Here is an 18,503-nt window from a genome sequence, read left to right on the forward strand (position 1 = left end):
GATGAACACCACCCGTGACATCGAGGCCATCTACCCGGCCTCTCCGCTCCAGCAGGCGATGCTGCTCAACTCCCAGCTCGCGCCGGGCAGCGGCGTCTACGTCCTGCAACTGTCCTTCGACATCCGCGGCCGCCTCGACACCGGGGTGCTGCGCGCCGCCTGGGACGACGTGATCGCGCGGCATGCGATCCACCGCACCCTCTTCGCGCACGTCGACCACGACCAGCCCCTCCAGGTCGTGCGGCGCGGCGTGCAGCTCCCATGGCGTGAGGAGGACTGGTCGGCCCTCCCGGCCCCGGAGCAGCAGGACCGCTTCGAGGCGCTGCTGGCGGACGACCGCGCCACCGACTTCGACCCAGCGCGCGCACCGCTGATGCGATGCGTCCTGATCCGGCTCTCCGACCGGTGCCACCGGTTTCTGTGGACCCGCCACCACGCGGTGTCCGACGGCTGGTCCATGCCGGTCGTCATGGGCGAGGTCCTGGCCGGCTACCGGCGCCGCGCCGGGGGCGGGACGGTGCCGCCCGGCCCGGCCACCCAGTACCGCGAGTACATCGCGTGGCTGCGCGACCAGGACGAGGCCAAGGCCGAGGAGTACTGGCGCGGCGCACTCGCCGGAGTACAAGGGCCCACCCCGCTGGGGGTCGGGCGTCCGCCGGCGGCCGGCTACCCGGCGCCGCGCACCGTCGCCAAGCGGCGAGTTGCCCTGCCGGCCCGGACCACGGCCGCCCTCCAGGCCGCGGCCAGACGCGAACGCCTCACCCTGAGCATCTACGCCCAGGGCGCCTGGGCCCTCCTGTTACGCCGTTACGGAGGCGAGCCGCACGTTCTGTTCGGGATGATCGCGTCCGGGCGGCCGCCGTCCCTCCCCGGTGTGGAGGCCATGGTCGGTCCCTTCCTGAACACCCTTCCCGCACCGGTCCACGTCGACGACGAGGCACCGGTCGCGGACTGGCTGCGGGCGCTCCAGTCCGCGCAGGTCGAGCGCGAGGAGTTCGGCTACGCCCCGCTCTCCCGGATCCGGCGCTGGGCCCGGCTACCCGGCGACGTTCCGCTCTTCGAGTCGCTGGTGGCGTTCGAGAACTTCCCACTCGACGCCGAACTGGGCTCGGTCACCGGAGTGTTCGAGGTCGAGAACATTCGCATGGCGGAGCAGACGAGCTTCCCCCTCACCCTCACCGTCGCCCCCGGTGACCCGATGACGGTGCAGATCGCCTACGACGAGGACCGGTTCGACGCGGACACCGTCGCGCGGATGCTCGACCACTACGAGGTGCTCCTCACCGGTCTCGCCGACGCACCCGGCAGGATCCGCGATCTGCCGGTCCTCACGGAGGACGAGCGCCGGCGCGTGCTCGTCGACTGGAACACCGCCGGAAACACCGCCGGGAAGCAGGAGCCCGCCGGAACGGGTGGCACACCCGCCGCGCGATCCCACCCACGCGGCGTGCACCAGCTGTTCGAGGCCCAGGCGGCACGGACACCCGACGCGACGGCGCTGATCGCCGGCGAGGACCGGCTGACGTACCGGGAGCTGGACGCCCGTGCCGAGCACCTCGCGGCACAGCTGCGCCGGGCCGGCGTGACACCCGGCGCGTTCGTGGGCGTCTGCCTGGACCGCGAGGCCGACCTGCCCGCGGCGCTGCTGGCCACGCTGAAGGCGGGCGCCGCCTACGTACCGCTCGACCCGGCGTATCCACTCTCGCGCATCGAGCAGATCCTCGGCGACGCTGCGCCGGTGGTCGTGCTCGCGCAGGAGACGACGCGCGAGGTGCTGGCCCGCTCCTCGGCCCGGCTGCTGCTGGTCGACGCGGACGATGCGGACGGCGTCCCCCAGGAGGCGGGCGTCCCGAGCGCTCTGGCCGGCCCGCCGCTCCACGACCAGTCCGTCGCGCTGGTGATCTACACCTCGGGGTCGACGGGCCGGCCCAAGGGCGTACGGATCACCCACGGGAACGTCGTCGCCCTGCTGAGCTGGGCGCAGGGCGTCTTCTCGCGCGAGGAGCTCGCGGGCACGCTCGCCTCCACCTCGATCTGCTTCGACCTCTCGGTGTTCGAACTCTTCCTGCCGCTGTCGGTAGGCGCCACCGTCGTCCTCGCCGGCAACGCCCTGCTGCTGCCGTCGCTGCCGGCCAGGGAGAGCGTGACCCTGGTGAACACCGTCCCCTCCGCGATCGACACCCTGCTGCGCCTGGGCGAGCTGCCGTCGCGGGTGCGGGTGGTCAACCTCGCCGGTGAGCCGCTCCCGCGCGACCTGGCGGACCGGCTCTACGCGCACGACGGCGTCCGCAAGGTCTACGACCTGTACGGCCCTTCCGAGGACACGGTGTACTCGACGTTCGCCCTGGTCCCCGAAAGCGGCGGCAAACCGCTCATCGGACGGGCCGTCACCGGCTCCCAGGCGTACGTTCTGGACGACCACATGAACCCCGTGCCCGTCGGCATCGTGGGCGAGCTGTACCTCGGGGGCGAGGGCGTCGCCCAGGGCTACCACGCCCGGCCGTCGCTGACCGCCGAGCGCTTCGTCCCCGATCCGTACGGGTCGCGGCCCGGCGGGCGGCTGTTCCGTACCGGAGACCTGGCGCGCTGGCTCCCGCACGGTGAACTGGACTACCTCGGCCGCAACGACCGCCAGGTGAAGCTGCGCGGGTTCCGCATCGAGTTGGGCGAGATCGAGGCCGCGCTTCGCAGGCTTCCCGGCGTGCGCGAGGCCGTCGCGGTCGTCCGCGAGGACCAGCCCGGTACCAGACGCCTGGTCGGCTACGTCGTGACCGAGGGCGCCGAGGCCCTCGACGGCGGCGAGGCGGCGCGGGCGCTGCGGGCGACGCTTCCCGACTACATGGTCCCCGCGGCCTTCGTCGCCCTGCCCACCGTTCCGCTCACCCCCAACGGCAAGGTCGACTGGGCGGCGCTGCCCTCCCCCGAACCGGCGCGGGCACGGCGCACCCACCGCGCGCCGAGGACCGCGGCCGAGAAGACGATCGCGGCGATCTGGTCGGAGATCCTGGGCGTCGAACGACCGGGAACGGATGAGGGCTTCTTCGACCTCGGCGGCGACTCCCTCCTGCTCGCCCGGGTCTTCGGCCGGGTGAAGGCCGCCTTCCCGGGCAAGGTCGTGATGACCGACCTCTACCAGCACCCCACCATTTCCGCCCTCGCCCGGCACCTCACCGAAGCAGAGAACACACCGGCATTCGGCTCCGTACGGAGCCGGCTCGATCGGCGCCGCGCGGCGCGGGACGGGGGAAAGTGATGAGCGACGAGCGCGCCATAGCCGTCGTCGGCCTGGGACTTCGGGCTCCCGGCGCCACCGGCACCGAGGAGTTCTGGCGAAACCTCCTCGCCGGAACCGAGTCCGTCTCCGCCCTCGGCGACGACGACGTCCTCGCCGCGCACGGCGATGCCGCGGCGCTCGCCGATCCGGACCTCGTCCGCGCCGGCGGAATCCTGGACGGCATCGAGGAGTTCGACGCGGCCTACTTCGGCTTCACGCCCCGTGAGGCGGAGCTGATGGACCCGCAACAGCGGTTCCTCCTCGAAGTGGCCGTCGAGGCCCTGGAGAACGCGGGCTGCGATCCGGCCCGCTGCGAGGACGCGATCGGCGTGTTCCTCGGCATCGGCCGCAGCGGATACTTCCTCCACCACCTGCTGCCCCGCACCGACCTGCTGACCTCCTTCGCCCGGCAGATCTCGCTGTTCAACGACAAGGACTTCGCCGCCACCCAGATCTCCCACCGCCTCGGACTGACCGGGCCGAGCATGACCATCGGCACGGCGTGCTCGACCTCGTTGGTCTCGGTCCACCAGGCGTGCCGGAGCCTGTCCGACTTCGAGTGCGATGTGGCGCTCGCCGGCGGGGCGACGATCAACGTCCTTCAGCGCGGCGGATACACGTACCAGGAAGGCGGCATCTTCTCCCCCGACGGGCACTGCCGGCCCTTCGACGCCGACGCGCGCGGGACCGTGGGCGGCAGCGGCGTCGGGCTCGTGGTGCTCAAGCGTCTGTCGGACGCGGTGCGGGACGGGGACGCGATCCGTGCGGTGATCCGCGGGTCGGCGGTGAACAACGACGGCGCGGACAAGGTGGGCTTCACCGCGCCGAGTGTCCGGGGCCAGGCGAACGTGGTGTACGAGGCCCAGCAGTTGGCGGGTGTCTCCGCCGATTCGATCGGCTATGTGGAGGCGCACGGGACCGGTACGCGGCTGGGGGATCCGATCGAGGTCGCGGCGCTGACCGAGGCGTTCGCCGCGACCACCTCGCGGCGCGGGTTCTGTGCGCTGGGGTCGGTGAAGTCCAGTGTCGGGCACCTGGACAGCGCGGCGGGGATCGCGGGGTTCATCAAGGCGGTGCTGTGCGTCGAGCGGGGGCTGATTCCGCCGAGCCCGTACTTCCGGAAGCCCAATCCGGAGATCGACTTCGCGTCCGGGCCGTTCTTCGTCAACGCCGAGGTGCAGGAGTGGCCGGAGGCGCCGGACGGCGGCCCGCGGCGGGCCGGGGTCAGCTCGTTCGGCATGGGCGGGACCAATGTGCATGTGATCGTGGAGCAGCCGCCCGCGGTGGCGGAGACGGAGCCGCCCGCGGAGCCCGGCTGGGAGGTTCTGGTCACCTCGGGGAAGTCGGCGGCGGCGCTGTCGGGGCAGCGGGCACGGCTGGCCGAACATCTGCGGCGGGAACCCGAACAGCCGTTGTCGGACGTGGCGTTCACCTTGCAGACGGGCCGGGGGCAGTTCGCGCACCGCGCCGCGGCCGTGGTCCGTACCGCCGAGGACGGGGCAGCCGCCCTCGGCCCGGGACACGGCGTGCTGACCGGGGTGGCGGACGCGGACGTTCCGGTGGCGTTCCTCTTCGCCGGCCAGGGTTCGCAGTTCCCGGGCATGGGGCGGGAACTCCACGCCCGCGAAGAGGTGTTCAGGGAGGTCTTCGAGGAGTGCGCGCGGGTCGCGGCGGACGAACTGGGTGAGGACCTCGGCTCGCTGGTGTACGGGGACTCCGCCGAGGCGGCGGAACGGCTGCGGGAGACGCGCGCGCAGCAGCCGGCGTTGTTCGCCGTGCAGGTGGCGATGGCCGAGCAGTGGCGCGCCTGGGGCGTGGAGCCCTGCGCGATGCTGGGGCACAGCCTGGGCGAGTACGTGGCGGCGACGGTGGCGGGTGTGTGGTCGCTGCCGGACGCGATGCGGCTGGTGTGCGCACGCGGCGAACTGATGCAACGCCAGGAACGCGGGGCCATGCTGGCCGCGTCGCTGGACGAGGCGGAGGCGGAGCGGCTCGCCGCGGCCGAGGGCTGCGTGGTCGCGGCGGTGAACTCCCCCGGTCAGGTGGTGTTGTCCGGCACCCAGGACGCCGTCGACCGGGCGGCGGGCGCGCTGGCGGAACGCGGGGTGCGGCACCGCCGGCTGGTCACGTCGCACGCGTTCCACTCGCCGTTGATGGAACCGATGCTGGCCGAGTTCGAAAGCCGTCTTGCCGATGTGGAGATGAGGGCGCCGCGGATCCCGTTCCTGTCGAACGTGACGGGTGACTGGATCACCGCGGAACAGGCGACCAGCCCCGCGTACTGGGCGGGACATGTGCGGGCCGCCGTGCGGTTCTCCGACGGCGCGGCCCGGCTGCTGGCGGACGAACCCGAGACGCTGCTGCTGGAAGTCGGCCCCGGCACGGCCGCCGGCGCACTCGTCGGTGCCCAGAAGCTGGCCCGGGAGCGCGTCGTGGTCGCCTCGATGCGGCATGCGAAGGACCCCCGGAGCGAGATGGAGGCGGCCCGGGAGGCGCTGGCCCGGCTGTGGGTGCACGGTGCCCCGGTGAACTGGCCGGCCCTGCACCACGGTCGTACTCCGCGCCGCGTGCCCCTGCCCACGTACGCCTTCGACACCCAGCGGCACTGGATCGAGCGGAAGGCTGAAGGAGCCGCTCCCCGCACCGTCCGGCTCTTCCGACCGGTCTTCCGGCCCGCGCCGCTGCCCACTCGGGACGCGGTCCGGACCGGCGGGCGCTGGCTCGTCTTCACCGACCGGAGCGGCATCGGCGACCGCTGGACCGCGCGCCTGCGGGAACTCGGCGCGCAGGTCGTCTCGGTGGCGGCCGGCAGCTCGTACGCCCGGACCACGCCGGACGCGTTCCGGATCCGGCCGGAGGCGCCCGAGGACTTCGACGCGCTGGTCGGCGCCCTCCAGACGCCTCCTGACACCCGGGGGACGTTTGAGGCGGCGGACACCTGGAACATCCTGTACCTCTGGGCTGTCGACACCGCGCCCGACGTCGACGAGGCCCGGGTGGTCGCCCTCGACGCGCCCGTCCACCTCGCCCGCGCCCTCGGCCTGCACCGGCCGGACCACCCCACCCGCCTCGCCGTGATCACCCACGGCCTCGCCCGCGTGGCCGGCCGCGAGCGGGACGGCCGGCAGGCGGCGCCGCCCACCCGCGCCCTGGTCCTCGGCCCGGTCAAGACCCTGCCGCTGGAGTACCCGTCGCTGACCGCCGCCGCCCTCGACATCGAGGACGCCGAGGCCGACGTCCGCCCGGCCGTCGACGAGCTGGCCGCCGCCCTCCCGGACGCCTTCGTCGCGTACCGGGACGGGCTCCGCCATGCCGAACGCGTCGAGCGCACGGCGTCGTCCGGCGCGCCGGACGGCACACCGGAGCGCATACCGGAAGGCACGCACGAGCCCGGCAGGAGCCTGCGGCGGCAGGGGGTCTATCTGATCACCGGCGGCCTGGGCGGCATCGGCCGCGCGGTGGCGGCCTGGCTGGCGCGCGCCTACGCGGCGCGCCTGGTGCTCACCGCCCGGACCCCGCTGCCGCCGCGCGAGCAGTGGGCGGCTCTCGCGGACGACCCCGCCGCCGACGCCGAGCTGCGGCGCCGGGTGGCCGCCGTCCGCGAGCTGGAAGCCGCCGGTGCCGAGGTGCACGTCGAGGCGTTCGACGTGGCCGACCCCGCGGCCCTCGCCGAGGCCGTCGCACGGGCGGAGCGCCGGTTCGGGCCGATCGAGGGCGTCCTGCACGCGGCCGGCGTGGCGGGCGGCGGGCTCGCTCAGTTCCAGCAAGCCGAGGCGATGCGGCGGGTGCTGGTCCCCAAGGTCGACGGGACGCTCGCCCTGGCGTCTGTCTTCCGCGACCGTTCCCTTGCGTTCTTCGCCGTCTTCTCCTCCACCGGCGCGCTGCTGGGCAGCCTCGGCCAGGTCGACTACTGCGCAGCGAATGCGTTCCTCGATGCGTGGGCGGAGTCGGCCGACGCCCCGGAGCACGCGGTGGCCATCGCCTGGGACACCTGGCGGGGCGTGGGCATGGCCTCGGCCGAACGGCTCCCCGCCGCGGTGCTGGAGGCCCACGCCCACCACGAGCCGTCCGGCTTCACCGCGGCGGACGCGCTCGCCGCCGTCGAGCCGGCGCTCTTCGGCGGCCACCCGCGCGTCGTCGTCTCCACCGAGAGCCTGCCCGGCCGTGTGGAGCGCGGTACGAAGCGCCACCGCAACCGGCATCCGGAACAGGCGCAGGAAGCCCCCACCGCCCCCGAGGCCCGGTCGCGCACGGAGATCGAGGACACCCTCACCGACATCTGGCGGAACCTCTTCGGGCGCGCGCAGATCGACCCGCACGCCAACTTCTTCGAAATGGGCGGGGACTCCCTCCTCCTCATCGAGGCCGGACGGCAGATCAAGGAACGGCTGCACGCCTCACTCTCCGTCGCGGACCTGTTCACCTACCCGACGATCGCCCGGCTCGCGGCGCATCTCGCCCCCGCACCGGCCGCTCCGCAGCGCACCGGGGCCCCGGCGGCGGTCAGCGGCTCGGCGGACGACGCCGTCGCCGTCATCGGCATGGCCGCCCGGCTCCCCGGGGCGCGGACCGTCGAGGAGTTCTGGGAGAACCTCGTCAACGCGCGCGAGTCGCTCCTCCCCACCGACGAACCCCCCGAGTCCGCGGCGGGCGTCGGCAGCCGCTACGTGGCGGTGGCCGGCACCCCGGACGGCGTCGACCTCTTCGACCCCGCCTTCTTCGGGTTCACCCCGCGCGAGGCGGAGCTGATGGACCCGCAGCAGCGGCTGCTGCTCATGTGCGCGTACGAAGCGCTGGAGGACGCCGGGTACGCGCCGCACGACCAACCGGGCCAGGTCGCCGTCTACGCCGGGGTCTCGATGAGCAGCTACCTGCTGAACAACCTCGTCCCGCACCGCAGCGGGGAGCGGATCGACCCGACGCTCGTCGGGCTGGGCAACGACAAGGACTTCGCCAGCTCGATGATCTCCTACCGGCTCAACCTGCGCGGCCCGAGCGTCAGCGTCAGCACGGCGTGCTCGACCTCGCTGGTCGCCATCGCACACGCCTGCCGCACCCTGACCACGGGCGAGTGCGACATGGCCCTCGCCGGCGGCGCGAAGGTGCGCGCCCCGGAACGCAGCGGCTACTGGCACCAGGAGGGCGGCATCCTCTCGCCCGACGGACACTGCCGCCCCTTCGACGCGGACGCGCGCGGGACCGTGTTCTCCAGCGGCGCCGGCATGGTGGTGCTCAAGCGTCTGTCGGACGCGTTGCGGGACGGGGACACGGTCCGCGCGGTGATCCGCGGGTCGGCGGTGAACAACGACGGCGCGGACAAGGTGGGCTTCACCGCGCCGAGCGTCCGCGGCCAGGCGGACGTGATCGCCGAGGCGCAGCGGCTCGCGGGCGTCCCGGCCGACTCCATCGGCTATGTGGAGGCGCACGGCACCGGGACGCCGCTCGGTGATCCGATCGAGGTCGCGGCGCTGACGGAGGCGTTCGCCGCGTCCACATCGCGGCGCGGGTTCTGCGCGCTGGGGTCGGTGAAGTCCAACGTGGGCCACCTGGACAGCGCGGCGGGGATCGCGGGGTTCATCAAGGCGGTGCTGAGTGTCGAACGGGGGGTGATTCCACCGAGCCTGCATTTCCGCAACCCGAATCCGGAGATCGACTTCGCGTCCGGGCCGTTCTTCGTGAACGCCGAGGTGCGGGAGTGGCCGGGGACGCCGGGGGAGGCGCCGCGGCGGGCCGGGGTCAGCTCCTTCGGGATGGGCGGCACCAACGCCCATGTGATCGTGGAACAGCCACCGGCGCCGGAGACGGAGTCGTCCAAGTCATCCGAGCCGTCCGGGTCGTCCGGGTCGTCCGGAGCGGAAGCGGACGCCTGGCAGGTGCTGATCGCCTCCGGGAAGTCGGCGGCGGCGCTGTCCGGCCAGCGGACACGCCTCGCCACTCATCTGGCGCGCGATCCCGAACACCCGCTGTCCGACGTGGCGTTCACCCTCCAGACAGGACGAGGGCAGTACGCACACCGGGCCGCGGCCGTGGTGCGCACCGCCGCCGAAGGCGCCGGGGCCTTCGCCGACGAGGACGGCCTGCTGACCGGAGTGGCGGGCACCAATGCTCCAGCGGCGTTCCTCTTCGCCGGACAGGGCTCCCAGTTCCCGGGCATGGGATGGGAGTTGTACGAGCGCGAGCGGGTCTTCCGCGAGGTCGTCGACGAGTGCGCGCACGTCGTGAAGGAAGAGCTGGGCGAGGACCTGTGCGCGCTGCTGTACGGGGAGCCCGAGGACGAGGCCGCGAGGCGACTGGCGCAGACGCGATCGCAGCAGCCGGCGCTGTTCGCCGTGCAGGTGGCGATGGCCGAGCAGTGGCGCGCCTGGGGCGTGGAGCCCTGCGCGATGCTGGGGCACAGCCTGGGCGAGTACGTGGCGGCGACGGTGGCGGGTGTGTGGTCGCTGCCGGACGCGATGCGGCTGGTGTGCGCACGCGGCGAACTGATGCAACGTCAGGAACGCGGCGCGATGCTGACCGTGTCCCTCGGCGAGACGGAGGCCGCGGGACTTGCCGAAGCCGAGGGGTGCGTGGTCGCGGCGGTCAACTCGCCGCATCGGACGGTGCTTTCGGGTCCGGAGGACGCGATCGGGCGGGTGGCGCGTGCGCTGGCTGAGCGGAGCGTGCGGCACCGCCGGCTGGCGGTCTCGCACGCGTTCCACTCGCCGTTGATGGAACCGATGCTGGCCGAGTTCGAAAGCCGTCTTGCCGGTGTGGAGATGAGGGCGCCGCGGATCCCGTTCCTGTCGAACGTCACGGGTGACTGGATCACCGCGGAACAGGCGACCGGTCCCGCGTACTGGGCGGGACATGTGCGGGCCGCCGTGCGGTTCTCCGACGGCGCGGCCCGGCTGCTGGCGGACGAACCCGAGGCGCTGCTGCTGGAAGTCGGCCCCGGCACGGCCGCCGGCGCACTCGTGGGAGAGCAGCGGCAGGCCCGGGGGCGCGTACTGATCGCCTCGATGCGGCACCGGAAGGACATGCGCGGCGACGCCCAGGTGGCCCGGGAGGCGCTGGCCCGGCTGTGGGTCGGCGGCGCCCGGGTGAACTGGCCGGCGCTGCACGAGGGCCGCGCTCCCCGCCGCGTCCCGCTCCCCACATACGCCTTCGACACCCGGCGCTACTGGATCGAGGCGCCCGGCCGCCCCGCCGCCCCGGCCGCCGCGCAGCCGGCGCCCCGGTCCGCGACGGCACCAGCCGCGCAGCCGAGGACCGGGAAGGCGCATCCGCGCCCGGACCTGCGCACCGCGTACGCGGCACCCCGCTCGGCGACCGAGACGCGCGTCGTCGCGGCGCTCGAAGAGGCCCTGGGGGTGCGCCCGGTCGGCATCCACGACGACTTCTTCGAGCTGGGAGGAAGCTCACTGCTCGCCCTCCAGGTCGTCGCCCGGGCCGGTGCGGACTTCGGAGTGGAGCTTGCCGGCCACGCCGTGCTGGACGCGCCGACCGCGGCACGGCTCGCCGAACTGATCGACGCCGCCGCGGCACCGGCCCCCGACACCCCGGCCGCGCCACCGGCGGAGGACGGCCCGCGTTCCCTGGTCTGCCTCAACCGCGGTGACAGCAGCAGCACACCGCTCTTCCTCGTCCACCCCGTCGGCGGGAACGTCTACTTCTACCGGGAACTGGCCCACCGCCTTCCCCCGGAGCGGCCCGTCTACGGCTTCCAGTCCACGGGGCTGGCCGCGGGCACCGCACCGCTGCGCACCATCGAGGAGATGGCCGCCCGCTACCTGGCGGAGCTGCGCGCGGCACAGCCCGCCGGCCCCTACGCCCTGGGCGGCGCCTCCTTCGGCGGCTTGGTCGCACTGGAGATGGCCCAGCGGCTGACCGCCGCCGGTGAGGACGTGCGCCTGCTGACCCTGTTCGACACGCCGGGCCCCGGACAGATGCCCCCCACGGACCAACCGGAGGCGGACCTCTCGGCATTCGTACCGGAGGGCGCGGAGGAGCCGACCGCCGCCTATGCCCGCCGGGTCCGCGACGTCCACCGGGCCAACGAGGAAGCCCTCCATGCATACCGGCCCCGGCCCTATCCCGGTTCGATCCTCTACTTCCTGGCCGAGGAGCGCCGGGACGTGATCGATCCGGAGCGTCCCGACTCGGCCTGGGTGCCGTTGGCGCGCGGCGGGCTGACCACGCACCGCGTCCCCGGGAATCACGTGACGATGCTGGCGCCGGAGCATGTGGCGCCGCTCGCCCGGATCGTCGCGGGCCGGCTCCCCTGACCCCCGAACTCCCGTCACCACCCACTCTTCACGTCCGCCGAGAAGAGCCGAGCAATGCCGAGATGAGCCGAGAAAGAGGAGCGCTATGGAATTGACCAAGGAAGTCCACGAAGGGCAGTCGGCGTACACGCGATGGGGGCTCACCTACTACCGGTTCTTCGTCCTCGGCTTCAGCAACCGCCTCGGCTGGCGCTGCTCGACGCCCCGGCTGCTGCGGTCGTACAACCGGCATGTGTCGGCCAACCACCTGGACGTCGGGGTGGGCACCGGCTACTACGTGGCGAACTGCCGCTATCCGGGCGGCAGTCCGCGGCTGGCACTGATGGACCTCAACGAGAACAGCCTGGCCTACGCCGCGGCCGCGGCCCGCGCGCACCGTCCGGAAACGTACCGGCGGAACGTGCTGGAGCCGATCACCGGCGTCCCGGAGAAGTTCGACTCCATCGGTGTGACCTACCTGCTGCACTGCCTGCCCGGCACGATCGCGGAGAAGAGCGTCGTCTTCGACCACCTCGCGCCGCTGCTGAACGAGGACGGTGTGCTGTTCGGCGCGACGGTGGTGGCGGACGGCCGGCACAACGCCATCGCCCGGTGGCTGCAGCGGGCCTACAACGAACGCGGCCACTTCCACAACGCGTCGGACACGCTGCGAGGGCTCGAAGACGCCCTGCGCAGCCGCTTCCAGGAGGTCGGCATCGAGCGCGTGGGATCGGTGGCGCTCTTCCACGCCCGCAAGCCGGTCGACGCGGCCACCACCACCGGCGCGGCCACCGCGGCCGGCGCCACGACGGCAGCGCGGCCCTCACACACGAACGGAGACAAGTGATGAACGCCAACGCGGACACGCGCAGTGACCTCGTCTGCGATGTCCTGATCATCGGTGCCGGGCTGGCCGGCGGCACGCTCGCGCGCCAACTGCGCCTGGAGCAGCCGGATCTCGACATCATCGTGATCGACAAGGTCACCGAGTTCCCGCCGGGCCTGGACGAGTCATCGGGCGAGGAGTTCACCAACTATGCCAACCGCATCCTGAAGTTGGGCCCGTACCTGCGCAAGCACCACCATGTGTGTTCCGGCACGCGCTTCTTCTTCGACTCGCCCGAGCGGGACCTGCCGATCGAGCGGATGTCGGAGATCGGAGGACGACGCCCCCACCCGATCCCCACCTATCTGATCGACCGGCCCGTCGTGGAACGCGACCTGTGTGAGCTGAACCGCGCCGCCGGAATCCGGGTCCTGCTCGGCACCACCGTGCTGAACTGCGGCCCGGACGAGTCACCGGCCGAGGCGATCACCCTGGACGGCGAGCACGGGCACACCGTGCGGACCTCCGCGGGAGTCATCCGCTGCACCTGGCTCGTGGACGCCGCCGGCGAGGCGTCACCCGTCGCCCGCATGCTCGACCTCGTCCCCGAGGAGGACCGCAACCCGATCGCGGCGAGCTGGGGGCGCTTCGAGGGCTGCCGATCCCTGGACGAACTGGGGGACGAGGCCTGGCGGCAGCGCGTTCCACACTGGGGCCGCGCGTCCTCGACGACGTACTTCATGTACCGCGGGTACTGGATATGGCTGCTGCCGCTGTCGGAATCGCAGTGCAGCATCGGCGTGGTCTTCGACCGGCGCCACACCGAACCGTCCGTCGGCACGGGCGCGGAACTGCTGGCCTTCCTGCGCGAGCACCGGGCGCTGCGGGACCTCCTCGGGCCGGAACCGGTGGTGCGCTCCTTCGGCACCCGGGACCGGCTCGCCCGCCTGGCGACCCAGCAGTTCTCCGAGCAGCGGTGGTTCCTGACCGGCAACGCGGGCACCGTACTCGACCCCATGTTCGCCACCTCTTCCTGGCTCTTCACGGAGAACAACAAACTCATCGGCGAGTTCATCAAGGCCGACCGCACCGGGAAGCAGTCCGACCTGCCGGCCTATGTCCACCACTACGACATCCGCGTGCGCAGCCGTTACGAGAAACTGCTCAACACGACGGGCCACTATGTCTTCCGGGGCTCTTTCGACGCCTGGTCGGCCTGGGTGGCGCTGCGCAACCGCGTCTACTACAACCGCATCGTCCCGGACGCGCTGGAGGACCATCGTATTCTGCTCAAGTTCTCCCGCACCCACGGCACGGACTGCTCCTGCGACGCCACGGTCATGGGCGGAAAGCTGTCCCGCCTGCTGAAGTCGGCCGACCGACTCACCGAGGAGTTCGTCGAACTGCTCGACCGCGACGGAATGTTCTCCGCCCGTAACACGGACATCTACTTGGACTCCGCCGAGTTCGACCAGGACGAGACCCTGATGGCGAAGGTGTACGAGCCGCGGGACTGGACGTTGGAGGGGCCGGCGGACGAGCGCAGCTATCAGATCTTCTGCCGCACGCTGGTCCAGCGCCTCGTCGGCATGGCGGGCGCGGAGTGGGACGAGGAGCGGTTCCAGCGCGTGTTCAACCCGGACTGGGACGGGCACCAGCCGCTGACGGAGATGCTCAAGGGCGTCCTGGGATGACCTGGCCCGCTCGGTGATCGGCCGGGAAGCAGGCGGGGCGGGGATCCAGTCCCCGCCCCGCCCCCAGCGCCCTGCCGCCGCCCCGGCGGAGGGCAACGAGGGCACGTACGCAGACAAGACGGACAAGGAGGAGATGGTGACCGGCACCGCGGACAGTACGGGCATCAGCGCACAGCGGTTCCGCGAGGTGTTCCGCCATCACGCGGCGGGCGTCGCCGTCATCACCACGACGTCGTCCACGGACCGCCGCCCCGTCGGCTTCACGGCCACTTCGCTCACGTCGGTGTCCGCCGAGCCGCCGCTGGTGAGTTTCGGCCTGAGCGTCCGCTCCTCGTCCTGGCCGGCCTTCAGGGCGGCGCCCCGGGTCGGGATCCACCTGCTCGCCGACGACCAGGAGGAACTGGCGGCCGTCTTCGCCCGCAGGGCGGCTGACCGCTTCGCCGCCCCCACGGCCTGGCGTGAGGGCCCGTACGGGCTGCCCGAACTCGACGCCGCCCTCGCCTTCCTGGTGTGCGACGTGGTGACCGAGGTCCCGGCCGGCGATCACACCCTTTTCCTCGCACGGGTGCTCGATGCCTCCGTGAAAGAGGGAAAGGCGCCGCTGCTTTACCACGCGGGCCAGTTCAACGTACTGCGCCGGTGATCCGCGCGCGGACCCGCGCGAAGCTGCCGGATTTCCGGCACCGCAGGTGACGGAGAACGATCGGTACGCAGCTCAACTGGGTTAACCTGCGGGCTGTTACGCGCCAGCGAGAGGTAACTTGGCGTTGTTGGGCCGCTGTTGTCGGTCCCGTGATCCGTGTCGTGTAGATGAGGTGGTGAGCGCGTGGCCGAAAGCAGGCCGAACGTGCCCGAACGTCCGCAGCTCGATGGGCTGGACGCCCGGTGGGCGGATCGGTGGGAGGAATCCGGGATCTACCGGTTCCAGGCCCCCGGGACACGCGCCGAGGTGTTCTCCATCGACACCCCACCCCCTACCGTAAGCGGGTCACTGCACGTAGGACACGTGTTCTCCTATACGCACACCGACATCGTCGCCCGATTCCAGCGCATGCGGGGAAAGCACGTCTTCTATCCGATGGGCTGGGACGACAACGGACTGCCCACGGAACGGCGGGTGCAGAACTTCTTCGGCGTCCGCTGCGACCCGTCACTGCCGTACGACCCCGAATTCGCGGTGCCCGAGCCGGTGATGAAGAAGGGCGAGCGGCCCGTTCTGGACGTGTCACGGCGCAACTTCGTCGAGCTGTGCGAGCACCTGACCGCCCAGGACGAGAAGGCGTTCGAAGAGCTGTGGCGGCGGCTGGGGCTGTCCGTGGACTGGTCGAGGACGTACACGACGATCGGCCGCCACGCCCAGCGGGTCTCCCAGCGGGCCTTCCTGCGGCTCCTGGCATCGGGCGGGGCCTACCAGGCGGAGGCCCCCACCCTCTGGGACGTGGGCTTCCGCACCGCGGTGGCCCAGGCCGAGCTGGAAGACCGTGAACTCGCCGGGGCCTGGCACCGCATCGCCTTCCACGGCCCGGACGACCAGCGGGTGCTCGTCGAGACCACCCGCCCCGAGCTGCTGCCGGCTTGCGTGGCGCTGATCGCGCACCCGGACGACGAGCGTTACCAGCCGTTGTTCGGCACCACGGTCGCCTCGCCGGTCTTCGGCGTGAACGTCCCGGTGCTGGCGCACCCGGCCGCGGAGCCCGAGCGCGGCACCGGCATCGCCATGTGCTGCACCTTCGGTGACCTCAAGGACGTCCAGTGGTGGCGCGAACTCCGGCTGCCGGCCCGCACCGTCATCGGCCGTGACGGCCGCGTCCTGCCGGACCCGCCCGCGGGCCTGGACGATCCCAAGGGGCGCAAGGCTCATGCCGAACTGGCGGGGGCGACGGTGCACACCGCACGGGAGCGGGTCGTGACCATGCTGCGGGAGTCCGGCGACCTCGACGGCGAGCCGCGCAAGACCGTCCGCCCGGTCAAGTTCTACGAGAAGGGCGACAAGCCGCTGGAGATCGTCTCCAGCCGGCAGTGGTTCATCCGCTCCCTGCCCCACCAGGACGTGCTACTCCGCCGCGGCAAGGAGCTGCAGTGGCATCCCGCCTACATGAAGGGGCGCTACGACGACTGGGTGCGCGGTCTGAACAGCGACTGGCTGGTCAGCCGCCAGCGGTTCTTCGGCGTGCCGTTCCCGGTGTGGTACCCGCTGGACGACGTGGGGCAGCCGCGGTACGACGCGCCGATCCTGCCGGGCGAGGACACGCTGCCCGTGGACCCGTCGTCCGACACACCTCCCGGCTACACCGAGAGCCGGCGCGGCGCACCCGGCGGCTTCATCGGCGACCCGGACGTCATGGACACCTGGGCCACCTCGTCACTGACCCCGCAGATCGCCTGCTGCTGGGAGACGGACACCGAGCTGTACGCCCAGGTGTACCCGATGGACCTGCGCCCCCAGGGCCACGACATCATCCGCACCTGGCTGTTCTCGACCGTGCTGCGGGCCGAGCTGGACGCACACACCCTGCCCTGGCGGCACGCCGCGCTCTCGGGCTGGATCCTCGACCCCGACCGCAAGAAGATGAGCAAGTCCAAGGGCAACGTCGTCACGCCCATGGGGCTGCTGGAACAGTTCAGCCCGGACGGGGTCCGCTACTGGGCGGCGAGCGGTCGCCCCGGTACCGACACCGCCTTCGACCAGGGCCAGATGAAGGTCGGCCGCCGCCTCGCCACCAAGCTGCTCAACGCCGGCAAGTTCGTCCTGTCCTTCCCCGAGCCGGACGCCGGGGCCACGGTCACGGAGCCGCTGGACCGGGCGATGCTGGCGGCTCTGGACAACGTGGTCCGGCACGCGACCGACGCGCTGGCCGACTTCGAGTACACCACGGCACTGGAGCGCGTCGAGCGGTTCTTCTGGTTCTTCTGCGACGACTACCTGGAACTGGTCAAACGGCGCGCCTACGACGAGGACGGCAGCGCCGCCACGCAGTCCGCCAGGCTCGCCCTGCGGCAGGCACTGTCGACCCTGCTCAGGCTGTTCGCCCCCTTCATGCCGTACTGCACCGAGGAGGCGTGGTCGTGGTGGCACACGGACTCCGTGCACACCAGCGACTGGCCGCGCCCCTCCGGCGAGGGGGCGGCCGACGGTGAGGCGCTGATCTCCCTGGCGGGGAAGGCGATCGGCGCGGTCCGCAAGGCCAAGAGCGACGCCAAGCGCCCCATGCGCTCCCCGGTCGCCGAGCTCCGCGTCCACGGCAGCGCCGACGAGCTGGACGCGGTCTCCGCCATCGCGACGGACCTCATGGCGGCGGGCAACATCGGCGGGCTCGACCTCACACCGGCCGAAGACGGGATGCGCTTCGAGGTCGTCCTGGCCCAGGCATAGGGCACATCCGCCGGAACCGCGGGCGCGGTTCCGGCGGGCTCCCTGCCTGGCGCAGTTTCGAGAACGACCGCTTCTACGTGTACGACCTCCGATAGAGCGCATCCAGCGCATCCCCGGCACGATCCGCCGGACAGCCCCCGGCCTGATGGCCCCTGCTCCCAGTGCGGCACCTGAGGCTCGGCATCGGCTGGCGGCCGGAGATCGTCGCCCCTGCGGGGAGCGGACTGGGTGGAGGTGGTGGCCGAGAACGTCTGCTCGGGCCATCTCCGGACGCCCTGAGGGAGTTGCTGGAGCGCGACACGACGGTGGTGCCGCGCGGGGTCTCGCTCGGGCTCAGCGGCACGGACTGTCCGGATGCCGGGCCGATGGCAGCCCTCTCCGAACGGGCCACCGTGCTGGACGATGGCGACACATTCCACAGGAGGCGCCATCGGAAACGCGCCCATCAATCCGGACATCCACGCCCGGTGGACGGGCGCCCCAGAAGGGACAGCCGTACCCCGGGCGCTGCAAGGTGGGGGACTCAGGCACCCCAAGCAAACCGAATCGTGGCTCGCTATCGGAGTTGTGCGGCGAACGCCTCGTACGCCCGGTCGTCGAAGAGCACGAACCGGACCTCCTCGACCGCGGTCTGCATGCCCCGCACAGTCTCCACCGCGATCCGGGCGGCGTCCTCCATCGGCCACCCGTAGATCCCGGCGGAGACGGCTGGAAACGCCACCGTACGGGCGCCCAGCTCGTCAGCAACCCGCAGCGACTCGCGATAGCAGGAGGCCAGCAGCTCCGACCGGTCCTCCTCGTGAGTGAAACGCGGGCCGACGGTGTGGATCGCCCAGCGGGCGGGCAGTCGGCCGGCGGTGGTGGCGACGGCCTGGCCGGTGGGCAGGCCGCGGCCGTACCGGCCGGCGCGGAGGGCGCGGCACTCGGCGAGGATGTCGGGCCCGCCACGGCGGTGGATCGCGCCGTCCACGCCTCCGCCGCCGAGCAGGGAGGAGTTGGCCGCGTTGACCACGGCGTCGACGGCCTGTTCGGTGATGTCGCCCTGGACGAGGGTGAGGGTGGTGGTCATGTGGTGAGCCTAGGCCGTGCCCGA

Annotated in this window: 7 protein-coding genes and 1 pseudogene; 7 read left to right on the top strand and 1 reads right to left on the bottom strand. The window is 72.2% G+C overall.

What is annotated here, in order from left to right; all coding sequences use genetic code 11:
* Nucleotide 1 precedes the first annotated feature (1 nt).
* The 7 genes and pseudogenes from ACRAS8_RS07580 to ACRAS8_RS07610 form a co-directional block, all read left to right on the top strand.
* On the top strand, nucleotides 2-3,253 hold the full coding sequence (locus ACRAS8_RS07580) for an amino acid adenylation domain-containing protein (protein ID WP_438485065.1): 3,252 nt from the start codon (nucleotides 2-4) through the stop codon (nucleotides 3,251-3,253).
* A complete protein-coding gene (locus tag ACRAS8_RS07585) occupies nucleotides 3,253-11,538 on the top strand; it encodes an SDR family NAD(P)-dependent oxidoreductase (RefSeq protein ID WP_438485067.1) in 8,286 nt (2,761 codons plus the stop codon). Before ACRAS8_RS07580 ends, ACRAS8_RS07585 begins: the two co-directional genes overlap by 1 nt.
* Nucleotides 11,539-11,623: 85 nt before the next feature.
* On the top strand, nucleotides 11,624-12,364 hold the full coding sequence (locus ACRAS8_RS07590; RefSeq protein ID WP_438485069.1) for a methyltransferase: 741 nt from the start codon (nucleotides 11,624-11,626) through the stop codon (nucleotides 12,362-12,364).
* On the top strand, nucleotides 12,364-14,037 hold the full coding sequence (locus ACRAS8_RS07595) for an NAD(P)/FAD-dependent oxidoreductase (protein ID WP_438485071.1): 1,674 nt from the start codon (nucleotides 12,364-12,366) through the stop codon (nucleotides 14,035-14,037). Before ACRAS8_RS07590 ends, ACRAS8_RS07595 begins: the two co-directional genes overlap by 1 nt.
* A 133-nt stretch (nucleotides 14,038-14,170) precedes the next feature.
* Entirely contained in the window at nucleotides 14,171-14,680 is a 510-nt protein-coding gene (locus tag ACRAS8_RS07600; protein ID WP_438490374.1) for a flavin reductase family protein, read from the top strand.
* A 204-nt stretch (nucleotides 14,681-14,884) separates the two neighbouring features.
* A complete protein-coding gene (valS, locus tag ACRAS8_RS07605; RefSeq protein WP_438490375.1) occupies nucleotides 14,885-17,410 on the top strand; it encodes a valine--tRNA ligase in 2,526 nt (841 codons plus the stop codon).
* 161 nt (nucleotides 17,411-17,571) lie between these two features.
* A pseudogene (locus ACRAS8_RS07610) lies at nucleotides 17,572-17,808 on the top strand (multinuclear nonheme iron-dependent oxidase); the annotation flags it as partial.
* Between the two features lie 158 nt (nucleotides 17,809-17,966).
* Here the strand turns inward: ACRAS8_RS07610 and ACRAS8_RS07615 are convergent.
* Nucleotides 17,967-18,479, bottom strand: coding sequence for an O-acetyl-ADP-ribose deacetylase (locus ACRAS8_RS07615; protein WP_438485073.1), 513 nt, complete (start codon nucleotides 18,477-18,479; stop codon nucleotides 17,967-17,969).
* Nucleotides 18,480-18,503 lie beyond the last annotated feature (24 nt).

It is taken from the genome of Streptomyces sp. S186 (assembly GCF_051603415.1).
GTDB lineage: Bacteria > Actinomycetota > Actinomycetes > Streptomycetales > Streptomycetaceae > Streptomyces.

Bases quoted from the DNA above. Each gene is read 5' to 3' on its own strand.
- ACRAS8_RS07580 (WP_438485065.1), top strand. From the start codon at position 2: ATGAACACCACCCGTGACATCGAGGCCATCTACCCGGCCTCTCCGCTC.
- ACRAS8_RS07585 (WP_438485067.1), top strand. From the start codon at position 3,253: ATGAGCGACGAGCGCGCCATAGCCGTCGTCGGCCTGGGACTTCGGGCT.
- ACRAS8_RS07590 (WP_438485069.1), top strand. From the start codon at position 11,624: ATGGAATTGACCAAGGAAGTCCACGAAGGGCAGTCGGCGTACACGCGA.
- ACRAS8_RS07595 (WP_438485071.1), top strand. From the start codon at position 12,364: ATGAACGCCAACGCGGACACGCGCAGTGACCTCGTCTGCGATGTCCTG.
- ACRAS8_RS07600 (WP_438490374.1), top strand. From the start codon at position 14,171: ATGGTGACCGGCACCGCGGACAGTACGGGCATCAGCGCACAGCGGTTC.
- ACRAS8_RS07615 (WP_438485073.1), bottom strand. From the start codon at position 18,479: ATGACCACCACCCTCACCCTCGTCCAGGGCGACATCACCGAACAGGCC.